Raw genomic sequence first — 22,337 nt, 5'->3', positions numbered from 1 at the left:
ATTCTCCTTGGTTTGGGTGAGCTCACAGTATCGCGCTGGCAGGATTGGCCTGCTTTCCATATAGTGCCAATAGATATTCTTAAGAGGCCAATATGGAATCTGCCATCCCCCCGGCTTGGGCGATCGCCGAATTGCGGCGCGGCGCGGGCGACCGCACCGAACGGCATGCCCATGCGGCTGGGCAGCTGGTTTGGCTCAGCGAAGGCGCGCTGGAACTGGAGGCGGACGATCAGCGCATTCTGTTGGCCGCTGACTGCGTGGGCTGGATTCCGCCGGGCATGCGGCACGGCGCGCATTACCACGGCGGGCTGCGCGGCTGGAGCTTGCGCTTGGAGGCCGGATGGCTTCCGGATATGCCGCCGTCGCTGCGGGTGTGGCGCGCCTCGCCGTTGTTGCGAGGCCTTTTCCTGCGGCTGGGTGCCTGGCCGGAACTGGCGGAGGCAGGCGCCGACAGGCGGCTGGCCGCTGTGCTGGCGGACGAACTGGCTTGGGCCGAAGCCTATCCGGCCAGCCTGGCCTGGCCGCGCCATCCTGCATTGCGCAAGCTGGCTCAAGCTTTGTTCGAGGAGCCGGCGCGGGATTGGGATTTGGCGCGCTGGGCTGGCCATATCGGCATGTCGCGGCGCAGCCTGATCCGCCATTTCCGCGCCGAAACCGGGATGGGGGTGGCGCAATGGCGCGAGCGGCTGCGCATGCTGCGGGCGCGCGCCTTGCTGGCGGAAGGGCGCTCGGTCAGCTACTGCGCGCTGGAGCTGGGTTATGCCGGCAGCAGCGCCTTTATTGTGGCGTTTCGCCGTTGCTTCGGCGAAACGCCGGGGCGCTATTGCTCCGCATAAAAATTATATTGCAATGCACAATAATTATTTGGCATGATAATCTGCCGGGCCTGGCGGCGATCCCACCTGCGCCCATCAACTCAGGAGACCCGCATGTCCCAATCCTATCTGATCCGTTCCGTCGAACCGTCCGACGCTGCCGCTATCCATCGTATCAAGACCTCGCCCGGCGTGTATCCCGATACGCTGCAGCTGCCGTATCAGCCGCTGTCCGTCACCGAGAAGCAGTTGAATGAGCGCCCGGCCAACATTCATCATCTGGTAGCCTGTCATGCCGAGGGCGAGGTGGTGGGTTCGGCCGGACTCATCGTCAACGAGGGCATGCGGGTGCGCCACAGCGCCAGCCTGTTTCTGGTGGTGCGCGACGACTGGCAGGGCAAGGGCGTGGGCGGCGCGCTGATGCGCGCGGTATTGGACATGGCCGACAACTGGCTGGGCCTGATCCGCGTTGAACTCAAAGTGGTGCACGACAATGCTCGCGCCATCGGCCTGTACGAGAAGTTCGGCTTCGAGCATGAAGGCCGCATGCGGCAGGAGCAGCTGCGCGCGGGCGAGCTGGAGGACGTGCTGGTGATGGGCCGGCTGAACTGGCCGCGGAGGGCGGAAGCATGAGCGCATACCGCATCCGTCATGCCGAGCCGCGCGACGCGGAGGCCTTGAACGCTGTCTTCAGCGATCCGGCCACCTTCAGCACCATGTTGGGCTTGCCTTATCCTGCGCTGAACAAACGCCGCGAGCGGCTGCAAAAGCACGAGTCCGGCCGCACCGTGCTGGTGGCGGTGGATGCGGCCGATCAGGCCGTGGGCTGGGCCGCCTTGGTTCCGGCGCGCCGCGAGCGCCTGCTGCGCACGGCTGAAATCGGCATCGGCATCGCCTCCGCGCTGCATGGCCAGGGCGTCGGTTCCTTATTGATGGCGGCGGCGCTGGATCTGGCCGACAACTGGCAGGGGCTGCGCCGCATCGAGCTGACGGTGTTCGCCGACAATCCGCGCGCCCAGGCCTTGTATCGTAAATTCGGTTTCGTCGAGGAGGCGCGCTTGCGCGCTTACGCCCTGCGAGACGGCGTCTATCACGACGTGCTGGCGATGGCGCGGCTGCGGGAAGGGGGCTGGCCATGAGCGCATTCCGCATTCGTCATTTGGAGCCGCGCGACGCGGCCGATTTGCAAGACTTGGCCTCGGACCCATCGGTGTACGGCAACACTCTGCAGCTGCCTTTCCCGTCCGCGGCCACCATGGCCGCGCGCATGGACAAGCTGCTGTGCGATGGGCGCTACCAGCTGGTCTGCGAAACCGCCGAGGGCAGGGTAGTGGGCAGCGCCGGCTTATGGCGCTTGAGCGAATCCAGGCTGGACCATATCGCCGGCTTCGGCATCAATGTGCACCGCGATTGGCAAGGGCGCGGCGTCGGCAAGCTGCTGACGGCGGCGCTATTGGATCTGGCGGACAACTGTCTGGGCCTGGAGCGCATCGAGCTGATGGTGTATGCCGACAACCTGCGCGCCCAGGCTCTGTATCGGCGCTTTGGCTTCGTGGAGGAGGCGCGGCTGCGCGCGCATTCTTTCCGCGCCGGCGCCTACCATGACACCTTGTTGATGGGAAGGCTGCGTCATGACGTCCGTGGGTGAGCGGACTGCATGGCCAGCCTTTGTGGTGTTGGATTTGCCGGAGCCGATCGCCGGGGCTGTGATGCGTTTGCGGCGGGCGCATTGCCCGCGCAGCGCGGCCCTGCCGGTGGAGATTACTCTGGCTGGCTCCTCCGGCGTCGCGCCTTTGCCGCCCGGCACCGCCATGGCCGATATCCGGCGCGTGGTCGATGACATGTGTCGGATGTTTCCCGCCTTCGAACTGGAGCTGGGCGCGATGCAGCAGTTCGCCGATAGCGGAGTATTCTTCTTCCCGCCACGCCAGCGCCAACCCTTCAATGCCTTGCATGCCTTCTTGCGAGAATCCGGGCTTCCTTTCGGCGCGGCGCGCTTTCCGTATCGGCCGCATTGCACGGTGCGCAACGGCGAAGCGGTGGAGGATGAGTCCGCCGCAGGCTTGCTGGCGCTGTCGGTGCCGACGGAGCGGAGCATGCTCCGGCAGGTATCGGTTTATGCGCTGGACGCGCAGAGATGCTGCCACCTGCTGTATCGGGCTGAGCTGTCAGCGTGAGCGGGCATGAAAAAACCGCGCCTGGACGATCCCGTCCCTGGCGCGGTTTTTATTGAGACTGCGCGCTTACTTTTGGGCTTGTACCTGGGCCGGTTCCTGGGTGGCTTGCGCGTTTTGCGCCGGAGCCTGAGTTTGGGCCTGGTTGGTTTGCTCGATTTGGGCATTCATGCGATCGCGCATGGCTTTCATATTGGCATTGCCTTCGCTGCCGGCCATGGCGGCGCCGGACAAGAGAATCAGGGACAGGGTGGCGATTGCGGTTTGCTTCAGCATGGCGGTTTCCTTTTCAGTATGTATCCAGCAAACGGTTATGCATCAAAATTACTGATGTTGCTTCAAGGCTGATTGCTGGTTCGTCTTGATGGGAGCCATTTTACGGTCAGCGTCTCTGCGATAAAATCGGAAAGAATCGAAGCAATTTTTCAAAAAAATTGAATGAGGCAAGATTGTGAAACTGACATTGGAGGCCTTGCAGGTGCTGGATGCCATCGAACAGCACGGCAGCTTCGCCGCGGCGGCTGAGGCGCTGTTCAAGGTTCCGTCGGCGCTGACCTATACCGTGCAGAAGCTGGAACAGGGCTTGGGCGTGGCGATTTACGACCGCAGCGGGCACCGGGCGAAGCTGACGCCGGTCGGCGAGCGGCTGCTGAAGGATGGCCGCCATCTGCTGGACGCGGCGCGCCAGCTGGAGCTGCGCGTCGGCAAGCAGGCGCAGGGCTGGGAGGACACGCTGCGCATCGTGGTGGGCGATTTGATCGAGTTCGAGCAACTCTTGCCCTCCATCGCCGATTTCGACCGGCTCGAGTCCGCCACCCGGCTGTACTTCATCCGGGAGAGCTTCGGCGGCATCTGGGACGCGTTGTACGACGACCGGGCCGATCTGGTGATAGGCGCGCCCAATCAGCCGCCGCCGGGGGATTATTTCACCCGCGATATCGGGGAATACGATTTCGTGTTGGTGGTGGCGCGGGGCCATCCGCTGGCGACCGCGGCGGAACCGCTGCCGCCGCATGTTTTGCGCCGTCATCGAGCGGTGGCGGTGGGCGATACTTCGCGCCGGCTGCCGGCTCGGAGCGGCGGCCTGCTGGAAGGCCAGCAGGTCCTGACAGTGCATGGCAGCCGGGAAAAGCTGCAGGCCATCCTGGCCGGGCTGGGCAGCGGGCACTTGCCGCGCTCGCATGTGCGGGCATATCTGTCGAGCGGCGAACTGGTGGAAAAAACGGTGGAGGAAAGCGGCAATCTGCCGCCCATGTGCTTTGCCTGGAAGCAGGAGCAGCCGGGGCGGGCGCTGCAATGGTTCGTCCGGCGTCTGGAGCGGGCGGTGGCGGAGGGAGAGCTGCGAGTCTAGCGGGAACGCCTGTCGCCAAGGGCAGGCGTGGTTGCCGCGCTTAGTGGTCGGAGGGGATGGAGTTGAACTGCGGGACCATGGGCGCCGGCATATGATGCAATTGCGCGTTCATCCTGCCGCGCATCGCCCACATATTGGCGAGTCCTTCGCTGCTGGCCATGGCGGGGCCGGAAAGCATGAGCATGGCGAGCGCGCCGAGGAGGAGGGGTTTCAACATGGCTATTCCTTGTCGAATATCTGGAATCAGGCCGTGTCAAGCCGCTGTGGGCAGGTGATGCGAAGTTGGGCAGCAGTTTGGCTTCGGTCAGCGGCGACGCGGCGGCATAGCGCCGCACCGCTGATTGACAGTGTAGGCCGCGTCAGGAGGATTGACGCGGCCGTTAGTGTGAATAAATTTTAAATTCAATAGTTTATGTTAGATGTCCTGGCCTTCGACGATGCCGTCATGGCCGCCGGCATGGCGCGGCAGAATCAGGTTCAGGATGATGGCCAGCAGGGAGCATAAGCCGACGCCGGACAGCGCGAAATCGCCCAGTTTCAGCGTCAGGCCGCCGATGCCGGCGGTCAGCACCACAGAGATGATCACCAGGTTGCGCGGCTGCATCAGGTCCACCTTGGCCTCGATCAGCGTCTTCAGGCCGATGGACGCGATGGTGCCGAACAGCAGCACCATGATGCCGCCCATCACCGGCATCGGGATGGATTGCAGCAGCGCGTTGAACTTGCCGAAGAAGGCCATGCAGATGGCGAACACCGCCGCCCAGGTCATGGTCACTGGGTTGAAGTTGCGGGTGATCATCACCGCGCCGGTCACTTCGGCGTAGGTGGTCACCGGCGGGCCGCCGATCAGGCCGGCCATGCACACGCCCAGGCCATCGCCGGCCAGGGTGCGGTGCAGGCCCGGCGTCTTGGTGTAGTCCTTGCCGGTGACGCCGCCTATGGCCATCACGCCGCCGATATGCTCGATGGCCGGAGCGATAGCCACCGGCAGCATGAAGGCTGCCGCCGCCCAGTTGACTTCCGGGCTGTGGAAGGCGGGCATGGCGAACCATGGCGCGGCGGCCAGCTTGGCGAAATCCACCACGCCCAGGAAAGCCGCGGCGATGTAGCCGACGACGACGCCTGCCAGGATGGGCACCAGCTTGAACATGCCGCGGGCGTAGATGGACACCACGATGGTGGTGGCCAGCGAGATGGCCGCCAGCAGCAGCGAGGTCTCATACGGCAGCACCTGCTTGCCGCCGGCCTGGCCCATGGCCATGCCGGAGGCCGCGGTGGCGACGGACAGGCCGATGATCATGATCACTGGGCCGATCACCACCGGCGGCAGCAGCTTGTTCACCAGCGCCATGCCGCGCCAGCGCACGATGGCGGCGAATACGAAATACATGAAGCCGGCGGCGAACAGGCCGAACATGGTGGCGCCCGGACCCCAGGTGTGCATCGAGTAAATGATGGGGCCGATGAAGGCGAAGGAGGAACCGAGGAAGATCGGCACCTGGCGTCCGGTGCAGGCCTGGAACAGCAGGGTGCCGAGGCCGGCGCCGAGCAAGGCCATCGCCGGGTTTAGGCCGGTGAGCAGCGGCACCAGCACCAGCGCGCCGAAGGCGACGAACAGGATCTGGGCGCCGGACACCGCCAGCTTCAGTTGTTGCATCATTGTTGTAGTTTCCTTGTGGTGAATCTATTGCAAACCGTTTCGTTGATTTTGCTTGCGCCAGCGCGGTGGGGAGCGTGCGCGCCCCCTCTCCCCCGGTCCCTCTCCCGCGAGGGGAGAGGGGAGAGGGGAGGCAAATCGTATGGCTGGCGGTTGCTTGGCGCATTGAGGCGCCCTTATTCTTTCCGCTTCCGCTTCCGCTTCCGCTTCCGCTTCCGCTTCCGCTTCCGCTTCCGCTTCCGCTTCCGCTTCCGCTTCCGCTTCCGCTTCCGCCGATGTCGCGTCGCGCCGTTCGCGGGAATGGCCGTCGGCCAACCCGAGCCACAAAGCTTCTGTTGGCGCGCTCGTCGCGCGGGTTGGCGCCATGCGCCATACCCGCGAAACCATCAAGCCCGTCATCCATGTCGCGCGGGTTTCGCCATTGGCGGGTGTGTCCTATGGCCAATCCGCGCCACGAGACTCATCGCCCGATATCCGGCTTGAGCGCGATGCCGCCTCAAAGCCCCTCTCCCCTTGCGGGAGAGGGGTTGGGGAGAGGGGGGCTTACACCGTGCAATACATCACCGCCTGCGCCAGCGTGTTGTCCACCTCGGCCGCCACCGTGCTATGGCGGCGGAAGTCCAGCACCATGTCCTGCACCGCGCGGTAGCATTCGTAGTTGGGCCGTGATTGGTAATGCAGCTCCACGCCCAGCCGCTCCGCAACTTTCTTTACCGTTGTCGGTTTGATGCAGACATGGACCTGCGGATCGAAGCAGGCCAGGAAGCAGCTGACGATGGGCCATTTGGCGGCGTTGGCCTTGGGGTCCATTCGCGCCATCGCCAAGGTATCCACATACGCGGCGAAGCTGTCCGGGCCGAAGTCATGCAGCACATCGCGCAGCGCCTGCACGAAGGGCAGGTTCAGGTCGCGGTTGTCCATATAGTTGCGGAAGGCGATCTTCTCAAAGGTGCTGACCGTGCTGGCCAGCGAGATGATCTGGCGGCAGGCGTGGGTGACGTCGGCCAGCTTGCCGCTGGCCAGCGCCGCGTCCAGCTTGTCGCGGGTCAGCTCGCTCTGGCACAGCGCCTCAGCCTTGGCGTAGCTTTTGTGCTTGCGCGCCAGCGCCTGCCAGTCCGGGTCCTGGAAACCGCCGGGGAAGCGGGCGAGAAAGTCGGCGTCCATCGTGGCGTAACGATCCATCATGCTTGATCTCCGAATAGCGGTTTGCTCATGATCTGGGATTGCGCGGCCAGGCCATGGCGGGCATAAAACGCTTGCGCCCCGTGGTTGAAGTCCATTACCTCCAGCCGCAGCTCGTCGGCGTCCTGCCCGCGCCCCCAGTCTTCGGCCGCGGCGAGCAGCAGGGAGCCTATGCCTTGCCCCTGGTGCGCCTCATCCACCACGATGGTGCCGATGCGGCAGATGCGCCGCGGCTGCAGGAAGGGAAGCGGCGGCGATGTTTGCGTCATCAGGGAGGCGAAGGCGAGCGTCTCGCCGTCGAGCACCGCCAGCAGAATGGCGCGGTCTTCGCCCTCCATGCGCTCGGCCCAGAAGGCGCGCTCGCTCGCCATGTCCACATCGCCGCGGAACAGTTCCGGCATGGCCAGGTGATGCTGGCGGTTGATCTGCGCCGTCAGGCGGCATACCGCGTCCAGGTCTTGCGCGTCAGCCTTGCGTATCAACATGAGATAGTCCCTGGGCTTGCAAAAAAGCCGCCGGCTGCGAAGGCAACGGGCGGCTGAGCGGGATGCATGGCGCTTAGGCCTGCTTGGTGCCGAAGATCTTGTCGCCGGCGTCGCCCAGGCCGGGGATGATGTAGCCGTGTTCGTTCAAGTGGCTGTCCAGGGAGGCTGCGTAGATCTGCACATCCGGGTGGGCGTCGTTGACGGTCTTCACGCCCTCCGGCGCGGCCACCATCACCACGGCCTTGATCGTTTTGCAGCCGTTGCGCTTGAGCAGTTCGATGGTGGCGACCAGGGAACCGCCGGTGGCCAGCATGGGATCGATGATGATGGCGATGCGCTCATCCAGATTGCCGACAAACTTCTCGAAATAGGATACCGGCTCCAGCGTCTCTTCGTTGCGGGCCAAGCCCACCACGCTGATCTTGGCCGAGGGCACCAGATCGAGCACGCCGTCCAGCATGCCGACGCCGGCGCGCAGGATGGGCACCACGGTGACCTTCTTGCCCTTGATCTGCTTGACGTCGATCTTGCCGCACCAGCCGTCTATGGTGACGCTTTCCAGCTCGAAGTCGCGGGTGGCTTCGTAGGCGAGCAGCCGCGCCAGCTCCTGGGTCAACTGGCGGAACTTCATGGTGCTGGTGTCGGCTTCGCGCAAGAGGCCCAACTTGTGCTGTACCAGTGGGTGATCAACGATGGTGATGTTCATTTCGGCTCCCTACCTTGGCAAAAAGCTGCTTGCCGGCGGTGGCAAACAGCTTTCGAATACATATGACAGCGGCAGCCGCAGGGCTGCCGTGGTGGTATGGGTGGGTATTCTAACGCTTCTCGGCTGTTGAAATCCACCTGGAAAATCCGGAGGCGGACATCGGCGCGCCGAACAGATAGCCCTGGGCGGCATCGCAGCCCAACTGGGCCAGCGCGGCGCAATCCATTTCGTTTTCCACGCCTATGGCGACGACGGCGACGCCGCGGCCGCGCGCCAGATTCAGGATGGCGGCCAGCGCGGCGCGCTGCTCCACGGCGGCTGACAGGTCTTGCGCGCAGCCGCGCCGCAGTTTCAACAGGCGGATAGCCGGCGGCAGCCAGCCATTCCCCGCGGTGAAATCGTCGGCGGCCACGGCGAAGCCGGCGGCGCTCAGCGCGGGCAAGGCGCGCTCGGCCGCGGCCTGCTGTTCGCGCAGCATGCGGCTATTGAATTCCAGGATCAGGCAGGAGGGCGGCAGATTCTGTATGCGCATTTGCTGCAGCAGCCGGGATGGCAATTCAGGGTCGAGCAGCGATTCGACGCCCAGGTTGACCGAAACCGGCAGCGCGATGCCGGCGCGTCGCCAGTCCTGGCAGGCGTACAGCGATTTTTCCAGCATCAGCTCGGTCAACTGGCGCAGCATGCCGCGCTGCTCCAGTATGGGGACGAAGCTGGCGGGGGGCAGGATGCCCAGCTCTGGATGTTGCCAGCGCGCCAGCGCCTCCACCGCGATGACGCGGCGGCTGCGCGGTTCGACTATGGGTTGAAACCAGGGCTGCAGTTGATCGTCGGCCAGCGCGCGCCAGATGTCTGCCATCGACATCGTGTCTACGGGCCGCCTATCCAGGTCGGGCGTGCAATGCATGGAGGGGCGCGCGGTGGGCCGCGCTTTCATGTGCTTGTAAAGAGCCAAGCATTTTAAGGCAGGGAGGGCTGGCCGGAAATGGTCCTTGTGCCAGGTCAGTCTGCTTGCCTCAAAATGAAAAACCCGGCCAAGGCCGGGCTTGCGCGGGCAGCGAGGGAATCACAGATCCTTCAGCATTTCCTGCAGTTCGCCGTTCTGGAACATTTCGTACATGATGTCGGAGCCGCCGACGAATTCGCCCTTGACGTACAGTTGCGGAATGGTCGGCCAGTTGGAGTAGTCCTTGATGCCCTGGCGGATGTCCGGGTCGCGCAGCACGTCCACGGTCAGGAAGTCGTCCACGCCGCAGGCTTTGAGGATTTGCACCGCGCGCGAGGAGAAGCCGCATTGCGGGAATTGGGCGGAGCCCTTCATGAACAGCACCACGGCGTTGTCGGCGACGGTCTGCTGGATATCTTGCTGAATCGACATGTCTTGCAATCCTATGGTTGGGCCGGCGGTCGGCCCGCCGCGAATACCCGATGTTTTCAATAGGTTATTTTACGTGCGGCCCGAGGGCGGGTCAATTTGCTCCATCCTGGCGCGCCATTGCGGCAGGAACAGTCTGACCTGTCCTTCGTAAAGCGCCCGGCGAGTGACCAGCCGCGACACCGAGGCCGCGAGCAGGGCGGTGGCCATCAGCGGAATCAGCATGGCCGAAGAGTTGGTCATTTCCATCACGATGACGAAGCCGGTCATCGGCGCCCGCGTCATGCCGGCGAAGAATCCCACCATGCCCAGCAGCACCACCATGGCCTGTGGCAAAAATGGCAAAAGCTGAGACATATTGAGGCCGAAACCGGCGCCCACGGCCAGCGAGGGCGCGAACATGCCGCCCGGCACGGCGCTGATGTGGCTGACGAACATGGTGATCAGCTTGAGCACGCCGTAATCCTGCAGCGCCGCGCCATGGCCCTCGATGATGTCGCGGGCGCGGAAATAGCCGGTGCCGAAAGTGCTGCCGTCGCTGAGGATGCCGATGACTGCCAGGACCAGGCCGCAGCCGGCGGCGAAGCGTATGGGGTAACGGCCGCGCCAGCCATGCAGCGGACCGGGCAAACGCTTGGATAAGCTGAGCATCAAGCGGCAGGCTAGGCCGCCGATGATGCCGCCGATGACGCCGCACAGCGGCACCGCCAGCCAGGCCTGCTTGCTCTCCATCGCCACAGGCACCACGCCGAAATAACTGTAGTTGCCATTGATGGCGAAGGTGGTGAGACCGGCGACGATGACCGACAGCAAAATGGTGGAACCGGCGCGCATGTCGAAAATGCGGCCCATCTCCTCGATGGCGAACATGATGCCGGCCAGCGGCGCGTTGAAGGCGGCGGCCACGCCGGCCGCGGCGCCGGCCAGGATGAAGCTGCGCGCCGCGCCCTCGTGCCGTTGCGCCGCCTTGCGGTTGAGCGAGTACTTGATCGCCGCGCCCACCTGGACGATGGGGCCTTCATAGCCGAAGGTGGCGCCGGAGCCGATGCCGATCAGCGTCAGCACGATCTTGCCGACGGCGGCACGCAGCGTGAAGCAATATTCGCGCAGTTTCTCCATGCCGGGCTCCAGCGCGGCGATGGATTGCGGAATGCCGCCGCCGGCGGAGCCGGGGAAGAAGCGGTGCATGATCCAGATCGCCAGCGCCAGGCCCGCCGGCGTGATCAGCAGGCTCCAGTAGGGCGAGGCGTCGTAGGCTTTGAAGAACAAGTCGTGCGACCAGTGGCTGCCCAGCGCGAACACATAGGCCACCAGGCCGATCAGGATGGCGGCGATCCAGACGGGCACCTGGCGCCGCATTTGCGCGGCGGACAGGTAGAGGAAGCGTAGGCGCCGATTCATGCGCAGCTGTCTGGAACGACGGGAGGACGAATCCTGCATGGCTTGGAGGCTCCTTGGCGGATGGTATCCGCTAAATAAATCATTTTTATCTAATATACAATTTATCCGCCTGGAATACGAGAGCGGCCCGCCTGCTTGGAGCAAACGGGCCGCGCCTTCATGCCTGGTCGCGCTTAGGCAGGGCTGCGTTCCAGCACCGCGGCGAAGAAGCCGTCGGTGTTATGCAAATGCGGCTTCAGTTCCAGGTAGTCGCCGCATTGCAGCGGAATCTTCTGTTCGGCCAGCACCTCGTCCATCTTCACCAGGCGGAAGTCCGCGTGCTCGGCCAGAAAGGCCTCGACGATGGCCTGGTTTTCCTGCGGCAGCAGGCTGCAAGTGGCGTAGACCAGGCGGCCGCCGCTCTTCACCAGCCGCGAGGCGGAGGCGAGGATGGAGGCTTGCTTGACGTTCAGTTCGGCCACGCTGTCCGGGCTCTGGCGGAATTTCAGGTCCGGGTTGCGGCGCAGGGTGCCCAGGCCGGAGCAGGGGGCATCTACCAGCACGCGGTCGGCCTTGCCGGCCAGGCGTTTCACCTTGGCGTCGTTCTCGTGCGCCAATAGCTGCGGATGCACATTGGACAGGCCGGAGCGGGCCTGGCGCGGCTTGAAGTTGGCGAGGCGCTTCTCAGATACATCAAACGCATATAGTCGGCCGCTGGATGACATCTGCGCGCCCAAAAGCAAGGTTTTGCCGCCGGCGCCGGCGCAGAAGTCCACCACCATCTCGCCGCGGCGCGCGCCGGTGATCAGGCCCAGGAGCTGGCTGCCTTCGTCCTGCACTTCAAACGCGCCGGCCTTGAACAGCTCGTGCTTGGACAATGCCGGCTTGTCTTTCAGGCGGATGCCCAGCGGCGAGTACGGCGTGGCTTCGCAGTGGATGCCTTCCGCGTTCAGCCGGTCCAGCAGTTCTTCGCGCTTCATTTTCATGGTGTTGACGCGCAGGTCCAGCGGCGCCATGGACATCAGGCCCTGGCCCAGCGCCTCCACCGCGTCCGGTTCTTGCTCGCCCAGGCGCTCGATCACCCATTGCGGCAGCTCGGCGCGGATTTCCAGGCTGTCTTCCAGCGCCTTGCCCTTGACCGTGCCCAGCCATTCGCGCTCGCCGGCGCTGGTGGCCTCGGACAGCTCTTTGACGTTCAGCTTGTTGAACTTCATCAAGGCGACCAGGGCCAGGCGGCGCGGCGTGGCTTTTTCCGGCGCGATCAGCGCGCGCAATTGGATCAGGCGGCGCAGCGCGCCGAAAGCGGTTTCCGCGATCAGGTGGCGGTCGGCGCTGCCCAGTTTGTTGTGCTCGCGGAAATAGGCGGACAGCACCGCGTCGGCGGGGCGGTCGAAGCGGGTCATCTGGCCGATGACGGTTTCCAGGTGTTTCAGTTGGCTATGGCTAATGTGCATTTTTGTTCCGTATCGTCGGTTGCGGCGGCAATTCCCACTGCCGCTTGCCGTTTACTTCAATGCGGATCGCTTTCAGCTCGATCCGCTTGTCCTTGTCGGCGCGCAGGATGCGCACCGGCAGATTGGCGAAGTCCGGCGCCAGCCAGAATTCGGAGACGTCGCCGTCTCCCTCCGCCCTGAACACGACGACGCGCATCTTGCCCGCGCCGGTGTCGTAATCGAAGGCGCCAGCCGGCGCCATCGGGTATTCGTAAATCTTCTTGGCCGTGGTGATCTGGATCGGCGCATGGCCCAGCGCGCCGCCTTTCAGCGCCAGCTGGAAGGCCAGGCTGAAGACGTCTTGCGCGCCGGATTTCAGCGGCTGCTGCTGTTCCGCATGGCTGCCGTACCGCAGCAGGCCGGCGCCGTAATCGAAGCGGGCGGATTCCTTCAGATCGCTGCCGCGGAAGGCCTGCAGGCTGTCCGGACGCAGGCCGGATTTGTCTATCGCCCCTTGTGCAAGATAGCGCAGCTTGGGGCCGATGAAAGGATTGACTGCGATGTCCAGCCGGTAGCCGCCGTTGCCCTGCTGCCAGTCCAGGTCGCCGAAGCCCACCATTGCGCCATTCCAGTAGCCCTGGTAGCGGATTTTGGCCGCCGCCGGGAATTTGCGCAGCGCGTTGTCCGGGTGAATGAAGCCTGCGTTGGCCTCATGCGCCGCTTCCGCGCGCGGCGCGCTGGCCGGTTGCGCCGCAGGGGCGCTGGCTTCGGCCGCTTGGCGCGGATGGAGGTTTTCCGCCGCGGGTTCCGAGCTGGCGCGCGCGGCGGCGGTTTCGGCTGTCGGCGCCGAAGATTCCGGCTTTGCCGCTTGCTCTGTCGGCTGCGAGGCCTGCGGCTTGCGGCGCGGCTTGCCGGAGGAGTCTTTTTTCGTCTTGGCCGGTTTCGTCTTGGCCGCGGCGCTGGGGCGCAGACTGACGCCGGCGCTGCCTGGCGCCGGCTTGTCCTGCGTTTCCAGCTGCAAGGCCTGCATCTTGACGTCTATCTTCTCAAGCTTAGGCGTGCTTTCCGGCGGCTGGCTGATCGCGGGCAGCAGGTCCGATCCAAGCAGAGCGAGATGCAGCAGCAGGGATAGGAATAGGGCGATCAGCAGCAGGCGGAAACGAGTCATTTAATCCTTGGCGACGGGGGCGGGCGACAGCAGGCTGGCCGCTGCGGCAGGGCCGCTGGCCACTTTGCCGTCTACGATGGCGATGTCGCCGGCGACGAAGCGGCGAACCGCTTCCGGGTACAGCTGGTGCTCCAGTTTCAATACGCGCGCGGCCAGGCTGTCCGGGGTGTCGTCGTCCAGCACGTTGATCGCCCCTTGCGAGACGATGGGGCCGTGGTCCAGCGCGGCGGTGACGAAGTGTACCGTGCATCCGGCCAGTTTGCAGCCCATTTCCAGCGCGCGCTCGTGCGTGTGCAGGCCGGGGAAGGATGGCAATAGCGAAGGATGGATGTTCAGCATGCGGCCTTCGTAGCGGGCGGTGAAGCCTTCGCTCAGGATGCGCATGAAGCCGGCCAGCACCACCAGGTCCGCCTCGTGGGCGTCTATCGCCTCGGCCAGCGCGGCGTCGAAGGCCTCGCGGCTGGCGTAGGCTTTGTGGTCAAGCGCCACGGCGGCGATGCCGCGCTCAGCGGCCCAGGCCAGGCCGGCCGCGTCCGGGCGGTTGGCAATCACCGCGGCGATGCGGGCGCCAGGAATGGCGGCGTTGACGATGGCCTGCATATTGGAGCCGCGGCCGGAAATCAGGATGACGATGTTTTTCATATGCCGATGATTGTCGATATTCACTTTGGCATGGGCCAAAAAACAAGCGCCGCCGGCAGGGCCAGCGGCGCGTTGGGCTAGCTGCGGCTCAGCCTCAGGCGATCTGGGTCTGGTGCTCGTCGCCTACTCGGGCGCGCACCTGGCCGATGCGGTACACGGTTTCGCCGGCTTCGCGCAGCGCGGCCATGGCCTGTTCCGCATGTTCCGGCGCGACCACTACCACCATGCCTATGCCGCAGTTGAAGGTGCGGTACATTTCCTGGATGTCCACATTGCCTTCGCGCTGCAGCCACTGGAACAGCTTGGGCAGCTCCCAGCTCTTGGCGTCGATCTGGGCTACGGTGTTTTCCGGCAGCACGCGCGGCGTGTTCTCGGTGATGCCGCCGCCGGTGATGTGGGCCATGCCCTTGACCGGCAGCGTCTCCATCAGCTTGAGCAGCGGCTTGACGTAGATGCGGGTGGGGGCGATTACCGCCTCGCGCAGCGTCTTGTCGCCGTCGAACGGCGCGTCCAGCTCCGGCTGGGCGCGGTCTATGATCTTGCGCACCAAGCTGTAGCCGTTGGAGTGCGCGCCGTTGGAGGCCAGACCCAGCACCACGTCGCCGGCGACGATGTCGCGGCCGGAGATCACTTTGCTCTTTTCCACCACGCCGACGGCGAAGCCCGCCAGGTCGTATTCGCCCGGCACGTACATGCCCGGCATCTCGGCGGTTTCGCCGCCGGTCAGCGCGCAGCCTGCCTGTTCGCAGCCGGCGGCGATGCCCTTGATCACCTCGGTGGCCTGGGCGACGTCCAGCTTGCCGCAGGCGAAGTAGTCGAGGAAGAACAGCGGCTCGGCGCCCTGCACCAGGATGTCGTTCACGCTCATCGCCACCAGATCGATGCCCACGGTGTCATGGAGGTTCCAGTCGAAAGCCAGCTTGAGCTTGGTGCCCACGCCGTCGGTGCCGGAAACCAGCACCGGCTCCTGATACTTCTTGGAGATCTCCACCAGTGCGCCGAAACCGCCTATGCCGCCGAGCACTTCCGGGCGCATGGTGCGCTTGGCAAAAGGCTTGATGTTTTCGACCAGCGCGTCGCCGGCGTCGATGTCTACGCCTGCATCACGGTAACTGAGGGACGTGGTGTTCAAGATAATCTCGCTTTCTGCAAACTTGAAATATTTTTACATCAAGCTTTCGCCGGTGCGAAAGCACTGTATTTTAACTGAAAAATGGCAAAAAGGCTGGGTAAACGGCGGCGAATTTGCTGCGCTGCGCCGATTTGAATTTGTCATGATTCTTGCTTGGGAAAATGGCGGTTCCAACGATGGGCCGTATCGTCGTAAAATCGCTCTTATTGATGTCAGCACGCAACGCCGCACCGTAAACTTGGACCAGCTCGTACTCGATCTCACGCCTACGCCGCTGCCGGCCTTCGACAATTTCCTGGCCGAGCGCAACCGCGAGGTGATCACCGCCCTGACCGCCACCGAAGGCGAACGCTTCATCTATCTATGGGGCGAGCCCGGTTGCGGCAAAACGCATTTATTGCAAGCCTGGATCGCCCACGCCGAGCGGTTGGGCCGCGCCGCCATTTACCTGGACGGCAAAGGCGACCATCTGCCGGACTTCGCGCGCGAGGCCAGCTTCATCGCCGTCGATCACGTGGACGACCTGGCGCCGGACGACCAGATCATGCTGTTCTCCTTCTACAACTCGCTGAAGGAGGGCGGCGAGGGCCGCCTGTTGATGGCGGGACGCAAGCCGCCGGTGGCGCTGTCCGTGCGCGACGATCTGCGCACCCGCCTGGGCTGGGGTCTGGTGCTGGAAGTGAAGGCGCTGTCCGACGACGACAAGCTGGCCGCCTTGCGCAGCCACGCCGCCAATCGCCAGCTGTCCATCCCGGACGACGTCTACCGCTATCTGCTCACCCACTGGCGGCGCGACCTGACCAGCCTGATTTCGATGATAGACATGCTGGACCGCTATTCGCTGGCGCTGCGGCGCCCGATCACGGTGCCGCTGGTGAAAAACATTTTGCAAACCGCCCCCACGGAATCATGAGCACATCCACCGCTAAACGCAGGCTTGCCCTGTTCGACCTCGACCACACCCTGATCGCCGGCGACTCCGACTTCGAATGGCCGCGCTTTCTGATCAAGCGCGGCATTCTGGACGCCGCCCAGTACGACGAGCGCAATACCTATTTCTACAGCCAGTACCAGAACGGCACGCTGGACATGGGCGAGTACCTGGCCTTCATCCTGGCGCCGCTGACGCGTTTCTCCCGCCATGAGCTGGACGAGCTGCACGCGGACTATCTGGAAAACCACATCAAGCCGCTGATTCCGAACAAGGCGCGCGAGCGCCTGGCCGCCCATCGGGCCGAGGGCGACGAGATCGTCATCATCACCGCGACCAACCGCTTCATCACCGGGCCGATCGCGCGCGAACTGGGCGTGGAGCACTTGATCGCCATCGAGCTGGAAGAAGACGGCGACGGCAACTTCACCGGCCGTCCCTCCGGCGTCTTGAGCTTCAAGGAAGGCAAGATCACTCGCATCGAGCAATGGCTGGCCGAGCGCGGCGAAGGCTGGGACAGCTATGCCGAAAGCTTCTTTTACAGCGACTCGCACAACGATCTGCCGCTGATGAAGCTGGTGGACCACCCGGTGGCGGTGGACGCCGACGATAAGCTGCGGGCTTATGCCGAAGAACATGGCTGGCCGGTGATCTCGCTGCGCGATTGAGTTTTTCCGGCAGCGGTATGACGCGCAGGGCGGGCAGGCCGGAGGCCTTGCCCGCGCTTTTGCTTTGATGGCCAGGCGAGTGGCTATGGCGTCGCGCCGCCGCCATCATGGTCGACGCGGGCAAGGCCCAAAGGCCTGCCCGCCCTACGGGGGTTGGTGAGGCGCAGGATGGGCAAGTCGTGATTTGCCCACGCGATGCGTAGGGCGGGCAGGCCACAGGCCTTGCCCGCGCTTTTGCTTTAGATGGCCTGGCGAGTGGCTATGGCGTCGCGCCGCCGCCATCATGGTCGACGCGGGCAAGGCCCAAGGGACTGCCCGCCCTACGGGGATGTCGAATGGATGCTTTGCAGGATTTCTTGCGCCGCGCCGAAGCGGCGCTGGCCCGGATAGAACCGATGCTGCCGCCGCCCAAGCGCGAGCCGGACTGGAGCGCTCAGGCCTTCCGCTGGCACCGCCAGGGATTGGCGGGTTGGTTGGAGGCGGTGCATGAGCCGCACGCGGTGGAGATGGATAAGCTGGCCTGCGTGGACGCGCAGCGCGATCAGCTGCTGGCCAATACCCGCCAGTTCGTCGCCGGCCTGCCGGCCAATAATGTCTTGCTGACCGGCGCGCGCGGCACCGGCAAGTCGTCCCTGGTGAAGGCGTTGCTGCCCGTGTTTGGTCGAGACCGGCTGCGCTTGATCGAGATAGACCGCGAGCATCTGGCGGACCTGCCGCAACTGGTGGAACTGCTGGCCGGCCGCGCGGAGCGCTTCATCCTGTATTGCGACGATCTGTCCTTCGAGCAGGGCGATGCCGGCTACAAGGCGCTGAAGAGCGCGCTGGACGGCGGCCTCTCGCGCCGCTGCGACAATCTTTTGGTGTACGCGACATCGAATCGCCGCCACCTGTTGCCTGAGCAGATGAGCGAAAACCGCGAGGGCTGGCTGCGCGACGGCGAAATCCATCCGGGGGAGGCGATAGAAGAGAAAGTATCGCTGTCCGACCGTTTCGGCCTGTGGCTGTCCTTCTACCCCTTCGATCAAGAGGCTTATCTCGCCGCGGTCAAGGGTTGGCTCGCTCATTTCGGCATCAAATACGGGGCCAAGGCCGAGCGCGCGGCGCTGCAGTGGAGCCTGGCGCGCGGCAGCCGCTCCGGCCGCGTGGCCTGGCAGTTCGCCTGCCAGTGGGCGGGCAGCGAGGGGTTGGCGCATGGAGCTGGCAAGAGCAAGCGCAAGGATTGAGCAAGCGGCTGGCTGCCCGTCTCCCAAGCTGTTAAGGTGGCGGCCTGCGCAATCAAGACAAAATCGCATGAGCAACAAGATCATAGACGTGGTGGCCGGCGCGCTGATGCGGCCGGACGGGACTTTCATGCTGGGCAGCCGTCCCGAGGGCAAACCTTATGCGGGCTACTGGGAGTTTCCCGGCGGCAAGGTGGAGCCGGGCGAGACGCATCTGGCCGCGCTCAAGCGGGAATTCGCCGAGGAAATGGGCATAGCCGTGACCTCAGCCACGCCATGGCTGACCAAGATCCATCATTACGAGCACGCCTCGGTCTATCTGCGCTTCTTCCGCATCTGGAGCTGGGGCGGCGAGCCGCAGCCGCGCGAGGGTCAGGCCTTCGCCTGGCAGACGCCGGGCTGCCTGACGGTGGAGCCCATGCTGCCGGCCAATGGCCACATTCTGAAATCATTGGAATTGCCGGACGGCTACGCCATCAGCTGCGCGCATGAAATCGGCGTGGCGGCGCAGCTGGAGGGCATGCGCGTGAAGCAGTGGCCCATGGTGCAAGTGCGCGAGCCGGAGATGAGCCGCGAGCAACTGGGCGATTTCGTCGCGCAGGCGGCCGAGGTCGTCCATGGCTACGGCGGCAAGCTGCTGGTCAATGCCGATCCGGCCTGGTGCGCGGACTGGCCGGTGGACGGCGTGCATCTTAACGGCGCGCGGCTGCACGCGCAGGAAACGCGGCCCGACTTTGCCTGGGTGGGCGCGTCCATTCATGGCGCGGCCGATTTGGCCAGGGCTGGAGAGTTGGGCCTGGATTACGCGCTGCTGGGCCATGTGGCCGCCACCGCCAGCCATCCGGGCCTGCCGCCTTTGGGCTGGGATGGTTTCGCCGCCGTGCTGGCGGGCGAGGTGCCCGTGCCGGTGTACGCGCTGGGCGGCCTGTCGCTGGCTGATTTAGCCGCGGCGCGTGCGCATGGCGCGCATGGCGTGGCCTGGATGCGCGGAGCCTGGCGATGACGGCCAAGCAGCGCAAATTATTGTTTCTGGGCGTGGCGCTGATCGTGTTCGGCGCGATCAAGGCCGGCCTGATCGTCTGGTATCTGAGCCACAAGCCGGTGGCGCAGCCGGCGCACAAGCTGGTTTGCGACATCGCGCGCGGCAGCTGCGCCTTGCCGGGCGGCGGTGGCTTGAGCTTCGACAGCTTGCCGGAGCATGGCAAACCGTTTGTGATCCGCTTGGCTGGCGTGGCGGCGGATGAGGCGCCGACAGCGGACTTCACCATGGCGGACATGGATATGGGCTTCAACCGCTACACCTTCGTGCGAGACGGGGCGGGCTGGCAGGCCAGGGTGACCTTGCCCATGTGCGTCAGCGGCAGCCGGGCCTGGCTGGTGGAGCTCAAACTAGGCAAGGCGGCGTATGCGCTGCCATTCAGCGTGGCGCGCTGAGGCGTCGGCCATCATGCAAAAAGCTCCCTTGCGGGAGCTTTTTTTCATCACGGCCAGGCTTACTTGGCGGCGGAAGCAGCCTTGTGGTGCTTCTCATGAGCCGCGCCGGACGCGTGCTTCTTGTGTTCCTTCTTGTGGTGCGACTTCTTGTGTTCTGCCTTGTGTTCCATCTTCTTCTCGGCGGCCGGAGCGGAGGCGGCCGGAGCGGCGAAAGCGGAGCCTGCGAAAGCAGCAGCGATCAGAGCAGCCATCAGTTTCTTCATGATGTTTACCTTCCTGTTGTGACTGATTGGTATTGGCGAATGGCGCCATCGGGTCGGGCCCGACCTTGTTCAGATAGGGGACAAGTCAGGAAGTTGCCATCCGCGCGGGGCATTTTTTGTAAATGGCATATGCGGGTCGTTTACACCAGATAACTGAGGACCAGGCCGGCGAACAGCGCCGCGCCGACGCGGTTGTTGTCGAGGAAGGCCTTGAAGCACTTGGCGCGGTCGCGGTTCTTGATGTCGCGGTATTGCAGGCCTATCAGCGCGGCGGCCGCAGCCAGGCCCAGATAGTAGGGCCAGGCCAGCGCCAGATGCAGGCCGATTCCGGCCATCAGCGCCAGAAACACGGCATGGCACAGCATCACGCCGGCTACGTCGTAGTCGCCCATGGTGATGGCCGAGGTCTTGATGCCGATTTTCAGGTCATCCGGCTTGTCCGCTATGGCGTAGGCGGTGTCGTAGGCCACCACCCAGAACAGATTGGCCAGCAGCAGCAGCCAGGCCAGCGCCGGCACTTGCCCGGTTTCGGCGGCGAAGCCCATCGGGATGCCAAACGAAAAGGCAATGCCCAGATAGGCCTGCGGCATGGGGAAGAAGCGCTTGGTGAACGGATAGCTGGCCGCCACCAGCACCGCCGGCACGCTGAGCAGCTTGGTCAGATTGTTCAGCGGCAGCACCAGCAGGAAGGACAGCAGGGCGAGGAAGGCGGCTAGCAGCAGCGCTTCTTTCTTGCTGACCGCGCCGCGCGCGAACGGGCGTTGGCTGGTGCGGGCGACATGGGCGTCGAAGTCGCGGTCGGCGTAATCGTTGATCACGCAGCCGGCGGAGCGCATCAGGAAAGTGCCCAGGCAGAAGATGGCGACCACGGGCAGGTGCGGCTTGCCGCCGGTGGCCATCCATAGCCCCCACAGCGTGGGCCACAGCAGGAGCAGGGTGCCGATGGGCTTATCCCAGCGCATCAGTTGGCGGTAGTTCTCGTAGCGGTCGCGGAGCCGGGCGGTAGCAATCACAGCAAATCCTTCAGGGCGGGCAGGAAGAGTTCGGTCAGCAGCAAGGGCGCGCCATGCAGCAGGAAGCGGCAGCGGCGGGCCGGGTAGGCTGCGGCTTGCTCGGTTGCGGCGGCGGCGGCGGCCTGAGGGTGGTCGGGCGCCAGCAGCGCGTAGCGCAGCGGCTCGCGCGCCAGTTCCGGCAGTTCGCCGAACAGCGTCAGGCCCAGGGAGCGGCTGCCGCGCTCCAGCACTGGCAGCCAGGCCGGGCAGGATGGCGCGACCACGCTGCGCGCGTATACCACCGGCACCTCGTCCAGCGTCAGCAGCACATGGCGCGCGTACAGCGGCGCGCCCTCGGGCAGGCTCAGCGGCGCGGCTTCGTCGGTCTGGACGATGTCGCCGCCCTGGCTCAGCACGGATACCGCGAAGCGGCGGCCGCCGGCTTGCAGCCTCAGGCTCAGCGAGGCAGGCTCGGTCAGACAGTCCAGCAGGGAGGCGGGCAGGGCGGGCGGCGCGGCGCGCCAGGGGGAATCATTAACCATGGCGCGCATTATGCCAAAAGCGGGCGCGGCTTGTCGCCTGCGGCGGTGTTCGCGGCCAGGCCTTGCCGTTATCATGAGGCGGAACCTTGGACGGAGCGGGGCCATGCTGGATTTGATGCTGTGTTTGCTGGGTTTTCAATTGCTGGGCGAGGCGCTGGCGCGCGCGCTGGATTGGCCTTTGCCGGGGCCGGTGCTGGGTTTGCTCTTGCTGTTCGCCGCGCTGTGGCTGCGGCGCGGCGTGCCGGCCACGCTGCAGCGCGAGACGCCGCGTTTTCTCGGCCACATGTCTCTGCTGTTCATCCCGGCGGGCGGCGCGCTGATGGCTTACTCGCCCTTGCTGCGTTCGCATGGCTGGCAATTGGCCCTGATCCTGCTGGTTTCCACGCTGCTCACGCTGTTGGCGACCGGCGGCTTGTTGAAACTGTTGCTGCGTCGGAGGCTCCAATGAGCGGAGCCGTGCCCCAAACCATGCTCGATTCGCCGCTGAGCGGTTTGTTTGTCACCTTGCTGGCGTATCGTCTGGCGCTGGCGGCCCATAAGCGCAGCGGCGGCCATCCGCTGGCCAACCCGGTGCTGCTGGGCGTGCTGCTGGTGTTGGCCTGGCTGTGGCTCAGCGGCGGCAGTTATCAGCAGTACATGAACGGCGCGCGCTTCATCCAGTTGCTGCTGGGGCCGGCCACGGTGGCGCTGGCGGTGCCGCTGTACGGTAATCTGCCGCGGCTGAAGCGCGCGGCCGGGCCCTTGCTGCTCAGCATAGGCGCGGGCGGGCTGGTCGGCATGGCCAGCGCGG

29 protein-coding genes are annotated in these 22,337 nt (G+C 64.9%); 13 read left to right on the top strand and 16 right to left on the bottom strand.

Going from position 1 to position 22,337, the window contains the following annotated elements; all coding sequences use genetic code 11:
• Positions 1–92: 92 nt before the first annotated feature.
• The 5 genes from C2I19_RS00385 (at position 93) to C2I19_RS00365 (ending at position 2,992) form a co-directional block, all read left to right on the top strand.
• A complete protein-coding gene (locus C2I19_RS00385; protein ID WP_103900752.1) occupies positions 93–836 on the top strand; it encodes a helix-turn-helix transcriptional regulator in 744 nt (247 codons plus the stop codon).
• Positions 837–929: 93 nt separating this feature from the next.
• Positions 930–1,448, top strand: coding sequence for a GNAT family N-acetyltransferase (locus C2I19_RS00380; protein ID WP_103900751.1), 519 nt, complete (start codon positions 930–932; stop codon positions 1,446–1,448).
• Positions 1,445–1,954, top strand: coding sequence for a GNAT family N-acetyltransferase (locus C2I19_RS00375; RefSeq protein WP_103900750.1), 510 nt, complete (start codon positions 1,445–1,447; stop codon positions 1,952–1,954). Before C2I19_RS00380 ends, C2I19_RS00375 begins: the two co-directional genes overlap by 4 nt.
• Positions 1,951–2,463, top strand: a complete 513-nt coding sequence (locus C2I19_RS00370) for a GNAT family N-acetyltransferase (RefSeq protein WP_103900749.1) — start codon at positions 1,951–1,953, stop codon at positions 2,461–2,463. The genes C2I19_RS00375 and C2I19_RS00370 overlap by 4 nt, the downstream gene beginning before the upstream one ends.
• Entirely contained in the window at positions 2,447–2,992 is a 546-nt protein-coding gene (locus tag C2I19_RS00365) for a 2'-5' RNA ligase family protein (RefSeq protein WP_103900748.1), read from the top strand. The genes C2I19_RS00370 and C2I19_RS00365 overlap by 17 nt, the downstream gene beginning before the upstream one ends.
• A gap of 66 nt (positions 2,993–3,058) precedes the next feature.
• Here the strand turns inward: C2I19_RS00365 and C2I19_RS00360 are convergent, their stop codons facing one another.
• The gene (locus C2I19_RS00360; RefSeq protein ID WP_103900747.1) at positions 3,059–3,265 is read right to left on the bottom strand and encodes a hypothetical protein; all 207 of its coding nucleotides are present in this window, start codon (positions 3,263–3,265) and stop codon (positions 3,059–3,061) included.
• 175 nt (positions 3,266–3,440) lie between these two features.
• On the opposite strand from C2I19_RS00360, the gene C2I19_RS00355 reads away from it, so the two are divergent.
• On the top strand, positions 3,441–4,340 hold the full coding sequence (locus tag C2I19_RS00355) for a LysR family transcriptional regulator (protein ID WP_103900746.1): 900 nt from the start codon (positions 3,441–3,443) through the stop codon (positions 4,338–4,340).
• Between the two features lie 40 nt (positions 4,341–4,380).
• Here C2I19_RS00355 and C2I19_RS22210 read toward each other — a convergent pair whose 3' ends face one another.
• From C2I19_RS22210 to purM, 12 genes are all read right to left on the bottom strand, one after another.
• Positions 4,381–4,557 carry a hypothetical protein gene (locus C2I19_RS22210; protein ID WP_199181029.1) on the bottom strand — a complete coding sequence of 59 codons (177 nt, stop codon included), beginning with the start codon at positions 4,555–4,557 and terminating at the stop codon, positions 4,381–4,383.
• 198 nt (positions 4,558–4,755) lie between these two features.
• Complete coding sequence (locus C2I19_RS00350) at positions 4,756–5,997, bottom strand: uracil-xanthine permease family protein (protein ID WP_103900774.1); 1,242 nt, start codon at positions 5,995–5,997, stop codon at positions 4,756–4,758.
• Between the two features lie 543 nt (positions 5,998–6,540).
• Complete coding sequence (locus tag C2I19_RS00340; protein ID WP_103900745.1) at positions 6,541–7,182, bottom strand: hypothetical protein; 642 nt, start codon at positions 7,180–7,182, stop codon at positions 6,541–6,543.
• Positions 7,179–7,664 carry a GNAT family N-acetyltransferase gene (locus C2I19_RS00335; protein WP_103900744.1) on the bottom strand — a complete coding sequence of 162 codons (486 nt, stop codon included), beginning with the start codon at positions 7,662–7,664 and terminating at the stop codon, positions 7,179–7,181. The genes C2I19_RS00340 and C2I19_RS00335 overlap by 4 nt, the downstream gene beginning before the upstream one ends.
• Before the next feature lie 73 nt (positions 7,665–7,737).
• Positions 7,738–8,370, bottom strand: a complete 633-nt coding sequence (gene upp / locus C2I19_RS00330) for a uracil phosphoribosyltransferase (RefSeq protein WP_103900743.1) — start codon at positions 8,368–8,370, stop codon at positions 7,738–7,740.
• A 109-nt stretch (positions 8,371–8,479) separates the two neighbouring features.
• Positions 8,480–9,226, bottom strand: a complete 747-nt coding sequence (locus C2I19_RS00325) for an EAL domain-containing protein (RefSeq protein WP_158253598.1) — start codon at positions 9,224–9,226, stop codon at positions 8,480–8,482.
• Positions 9,227–9,433: 207 nt separating this feature from the next.
• The gene (grxD, locus tag C2I19_RS00320) at positions 9,434–9,745 is read right to left on the bottom strand and encodes a Grx4 family monothiol glutaredoxin (protein ID WP_103900741.1); all 312 of its coding nucleotides are present in this window, start codon (positions 9,743–9,745) and stop codon (positions 9,434–9,436) included.
• Positions 9,746–9,814: 69 nt separating this feature from the next.
• A complete protein-coding gene (locus C2I19_RS00315; protein ID WP_158253597.1) occupies positions 9,815–11,143 on the bottom strand; it encodes a chloride channel protein in 1,329 nt (442 codons plus the stop codon).
• A 173-nt stretch (positions 11,144–11,316) separates the two neighbouring features.
• Positions 11,317–12,570, bottom strand: coding sequence for an RsmB/NOP family class I SAM-dependent RNA methyltransferase (locus tag C2I19_RS00310; protein ID WP_199181031.1), 1,254 nt, complete (start codon positions 12,568–12,570; stop codon positions 11,317–11,319).
• Complete coding sequence (locus tag C2I19_RS00305; RefSeq protein WP_103900738.1) at positions 12,566–13,723, bottom strand: DUF3108 domain-containing protein; 1,158 nt, start codon at positions 13,721–13,723, stop codon at positions 12,566–12,568. Before C2I19_RS00305 ends, C2I19_RS00310 begins: the two co-directional genes overlap by 5 nt.
• Positions 13,724–14,365, bottom strand: coding sequence for a phosphoribosylglycinamide formyltransferase (gene purN / locus C2I19_RS00300; RefSeq protein ID WP_103900737.1), 642 nt, complete (start codon positions 14,363–14,365; stop codon positions 13,724–13,726).
• Between the two features lie 94 nt (positions 14,366–14,459).
• Positions 14,460–15,497 carry a phosphoribosylformylglycinamidine cyclo-ligase gene (gene purM, locus C2I19_RS00295; RefSeq protein ID WP_103900736.1) on the bottom strand — a complete coding sequence of 346 codons (1,038 nt, stop codon included), beginning with the start codon at positions 15,495–15,497 and terminating at the stop codon, positions 14,460–14,462.
• Between the two features lie 238 nt (positions 15,498–15,735).
• Here purM and hda point away from each other — a divergent pair, with 238 nt between their 5' ends.
• The 5 genes from hda (at position 15,736) to C2I19_RS00270 (ending at position 19,750) form a co-directional block, all read left to right on the top strand.
• Positions 15,736–16,410 (top strand): DnaA regulatory inactivator Hda, encoded by a 675-nt coding sequence (gene hda / locus C2I19_RS00290; protein WP_103900735.1) that lies wholly within the window; start codon positions 15,736–15,738, stop codon positions 16,408–16,410.
• Positions 16,407–17,096: a histidinol-phosphatase gene (locus C2I19_RS00285; RefSeq protein ID WP_103900734.1), complete on the top strand. Its 690-nt coding sequence runs from the start codon at positions 16,407–16,409 to the stop codon at positions 17,094–17,096. Before hda ends, C2I19_RS00285 begins: the two co-directional genes overlap by 4 nt.
• A gap of 335 nt (positions 17,097–17,431) precedes the next feature.
• Positions 17,432–18,319, top strand: a complete 888-nt coding sequence (locus tag C2I19_RS00280) for an ATP-binding protein (protein ID WP_103900733.1) — start codon at positions 17,432–17,434, stop codon at positions 18,317–18,319.
• Positions 18,320–18,386: 67 nt separating this feature from the next.
• Positions 18,387–19,319 carry a Nudix family hydrolase gene (locus C2I19_RS00275; protein WP_103900732.1) on the top strand — a complete coding sequence of 311 codons (933 nt, stop codon included), beginning with the start codon at positions 18,387–18,389 and terminating at the stop codon, positions 19,317–19,319.
• The gene (locus C2I19_RS00270) at positions 19,316–19,750 is read left to right on the top strand and encodes a hypothetical protein (RefSeq protein WP_103900731.1); all 435 of its coding nucleotides are present in this window, start codon (positions 19,316–19,318) and stop codon (positions 19,748–19,750) included. Before C2I19_RS00275 ends, C2I19_RS00270 begins: the two co-directional genes overlap by 4 nt.
• A 59-nt stretch (positions 19,751–19,809) precedes the next feature.
• Here C2I19_RS00270 and C2I19_RS00265 read toward each other — a convergent pair whose 3' ends face one another.
• The 3 genes from C2I19_RS00265 to C2I19_RS00255 all read right to left on the bottom strand — a co-directional run bounded on the left by C2I19_RS00265 (position 19,810) and on the right by C2I19_RS00255 (position 21,547).
• Positions 19,810–20,013 carry a hypothetical protein gene (locus C2I19_RS00265; protein WP_103900730.1) on the bottom strand — a complete coding sequence of 68 codons (204 nt, stop codon included), beginning with the start codon at positions 20,011–20,013 and terminating at the stop codon, positions 19,810–19,812.
• Positions 20,014–20,153: 140 nt separating this feature from the next.
• Positions 20,154–21,026: a 4-hydroxybenzoate octaprenyltransferase gene (gene ubiA / locus C2I19_RS00260; protein ID WP_255410689.1), complete on the bottom strand. Its 873-nt coding sequence runs from the start codon at positions 21,024–21,026 to the stop codon at positions 20,154–20,156.
• Positions 21,023–21,547, bottom strand: a complete 525-nt coding sequence (locus C2I19_RS00255; protein ID WP_233201049.1) for a chorismate--pyruvate lyase family protein — start codon at positions 21,545–21,547, stop codon at positions 21,023–21,025. Before C2I19_RS00255 ends, ubiA begins: the two co-directional genes overlap by 4 nt.
• A gap of 103 nt (positions 21,548–21,650) precedes the next feature.
• Between C2I19_RS00255 and C2I19_RS00250 the strand changes: the two genes are divergently transcribed.
• The gene (locus tag C2I19_RS00250; RefSeq protein WP_103900728.1) at positions 21,651–21,995 is read left to right on the top strand and encodes a CidA/LrgA family protein; all 345 of its coding nucleotides are present in this window, start codon (positions 21,651–21,653) and stop codon (positions 21,993–21,995) included.
• On the top strand, positions 21,992–22,337 hold a 346-nt coding region (locus C2I19_RS00245), incomplete at its 3' end, for an LrgB family protein (protein ID WP_233201048.1). The genes C2I19_RS00250 and C2I19_RS00245, both read left to right, overlap by 4 nt.

Origin of the sequence: Chromobacterium alticapitis (assembly GCF_002924365.1) — a bacterium.
Taxonomy (GTDB): Bacteria; Pseudomonadota; Gammaproteobacteria; order Burkholderiales; family Chromobacteriaceae; genus Chromobacterium; species Chromobacterium alticapitis.
This window is presented reverse-complemented; position numbering and strand designations above follow the sequence as displayed.

Coding starts and splice junctions, on each gene's coding strand:
- C2I19_RS00385 (WP_103900752.1), top strand. CDS start 93: ATGGAATCTGCCATCCCCCCGGCTTGGGCGATCGCCGAATTGCGGCGC.
- C2I19_RS00380 (WP_103900751.1), top strand. CDS start 930: ATGTCCCAATCCTATCTGATCCGTTCCGTCGAACCGTCCGACGCTGCC.
- C2I19_RS00375 (WP_103900750.1), top strand. CDS start 1,445: ATGAGCGCATACCGCATCCGTCATGCCGAGCCGCGCGACGCGGAGGCC.
- C2I19_RS00370 (WP_103900749.1), top strand. CDS start 1,951: ATGAGCGCATTCCGCATTCGTCATTTGGAGCCGCGCGACGCGGCCGAT.
- C2I19_RS00365 (WP_103900748.1), top strand. CDS start 2,447: ATGACGTCCGTGGGTGAGCGGACTGCATGGCCAGCCTTTGTGGTGTTG.
- C2I19_RS00360 (WP_103900747.1), bottom strand. CDS start 3,265: ATGCTGAAGCAAACCGCAATCGCCACCCTGTCCCTGATTCTCTTGTCC.
- C2I19_RS22210 (WP_199181029.1), bottom strand. CDS start 4,557: ATGTTGAAACCCCTCCTCCTCGGCGCGCTCGCCATGCTCATGCTTTCC.
- C2I19_RS00350 (WP_103900774.1), bottom strand. CDS start 5,997: ATGCAACAACTGAAGCTGGCGGTGTCCGGCGCCCAGATCCTGTTCGTC.
- C2I19_RS00340 (WP_103900745.1), bottom strand. CDS start 7,182: ATGATGGATCGTTACGCCACGATGGACGCCGACTTTCTCGCCCGCTTC.
- C2I19_RS00335 (WP_103900744.1), bottom strand. CDS start 7,664: ATGTTGATACGCAAGGCTGACGCGCAAGACCTGGACGCGGTATGCCGC.
- upp (WP_103900743.1), bottom strand. CDS start 8,370: ATGAACATCACCATCGTTGATCACCCACTGGTACAGCACAAGTTGGGC.
- C2I19_RS00325 (WP_158253598.1), bottom strand. CDS start 9,226: ATGGCAGACATCTGGCGCGCGCTGGCCGACGATCAACTGCAGCCCTGG.
- grxD (WP_103900741.1), bottom strand. CDS start 9,745: ATGTCGATTCAGCAAGATATCCAGCAGACCGTCGCCGACAACGCCGTG.
- C2I19_RS00315 (WP_158253597.1), bottom strand. CDS start 11,143: ATGAATCGGCGCCTACGCTTCCTCTACCTGTCCGCCGCGCAAATGCGG.
- C2I19_RS00305 (WP_103900738.1), bottom strand. CDS start 13,723: ATGACTCGTTTCCGCCTGCTGCTGATCGCCCTATTCCTATCCCTGCTG.
- purN (WP_103900737.1), bottom strand. CDS start 14,365: ATGAAAAACATCGTCATCCTGATTTCCGGCCGCGGCTCCAATATGCAG.
- C2I19_RS00285 (WP_103900734.1), top strand. CDS start 16,407: ATGAGCACATCCACCGCTAAACGCAGGCTTGCCCTGTTCGACCTCGAC.
- C2I19_RS00280 (WP_103900733.1), top strand. CDS start 17,432: ATGGATGCTTTGCAGGATTTCTTGCGCCGCGCCGAAGCGGCGCTGGCC.
- C2I19_RS00275 (WP_103900732.1), top strand. CDS start 18,387: ATGAGCAACAAGATCATAGACGTGGTGGCCGGCGCGCTGATGCGGCCG.
- C2I19_RS00270 (WP_103900731.1), top strand. CDS start 19,316: ATGACGGCCAAGCAGCGCAAATTATTGTTTCTGGGCGTGGCGCTGATC.
- C2I19_RS00265 (WP_103900730.1), bottom strand. CDS start 20,013: ATGAAGAAACTGATGGCTGCTCTGATCGCTGCTGCTTTCGCAGGCTCC.
- C2I19_RS00255 (WP_233201049.1), bottom strand. CDS start 21,547: ATGGTTAATGATTCCCCCTGGCGCGCCGCGCCGCCCGCCCTGCCCGCC.
- C2I19_RS00250 (WP_103900728.1), top strand. CDS start 21,651: ATGCTGGATTTGATGCTGTGTTTGCTGGGTTTTCAATTGCTGGGCGAG.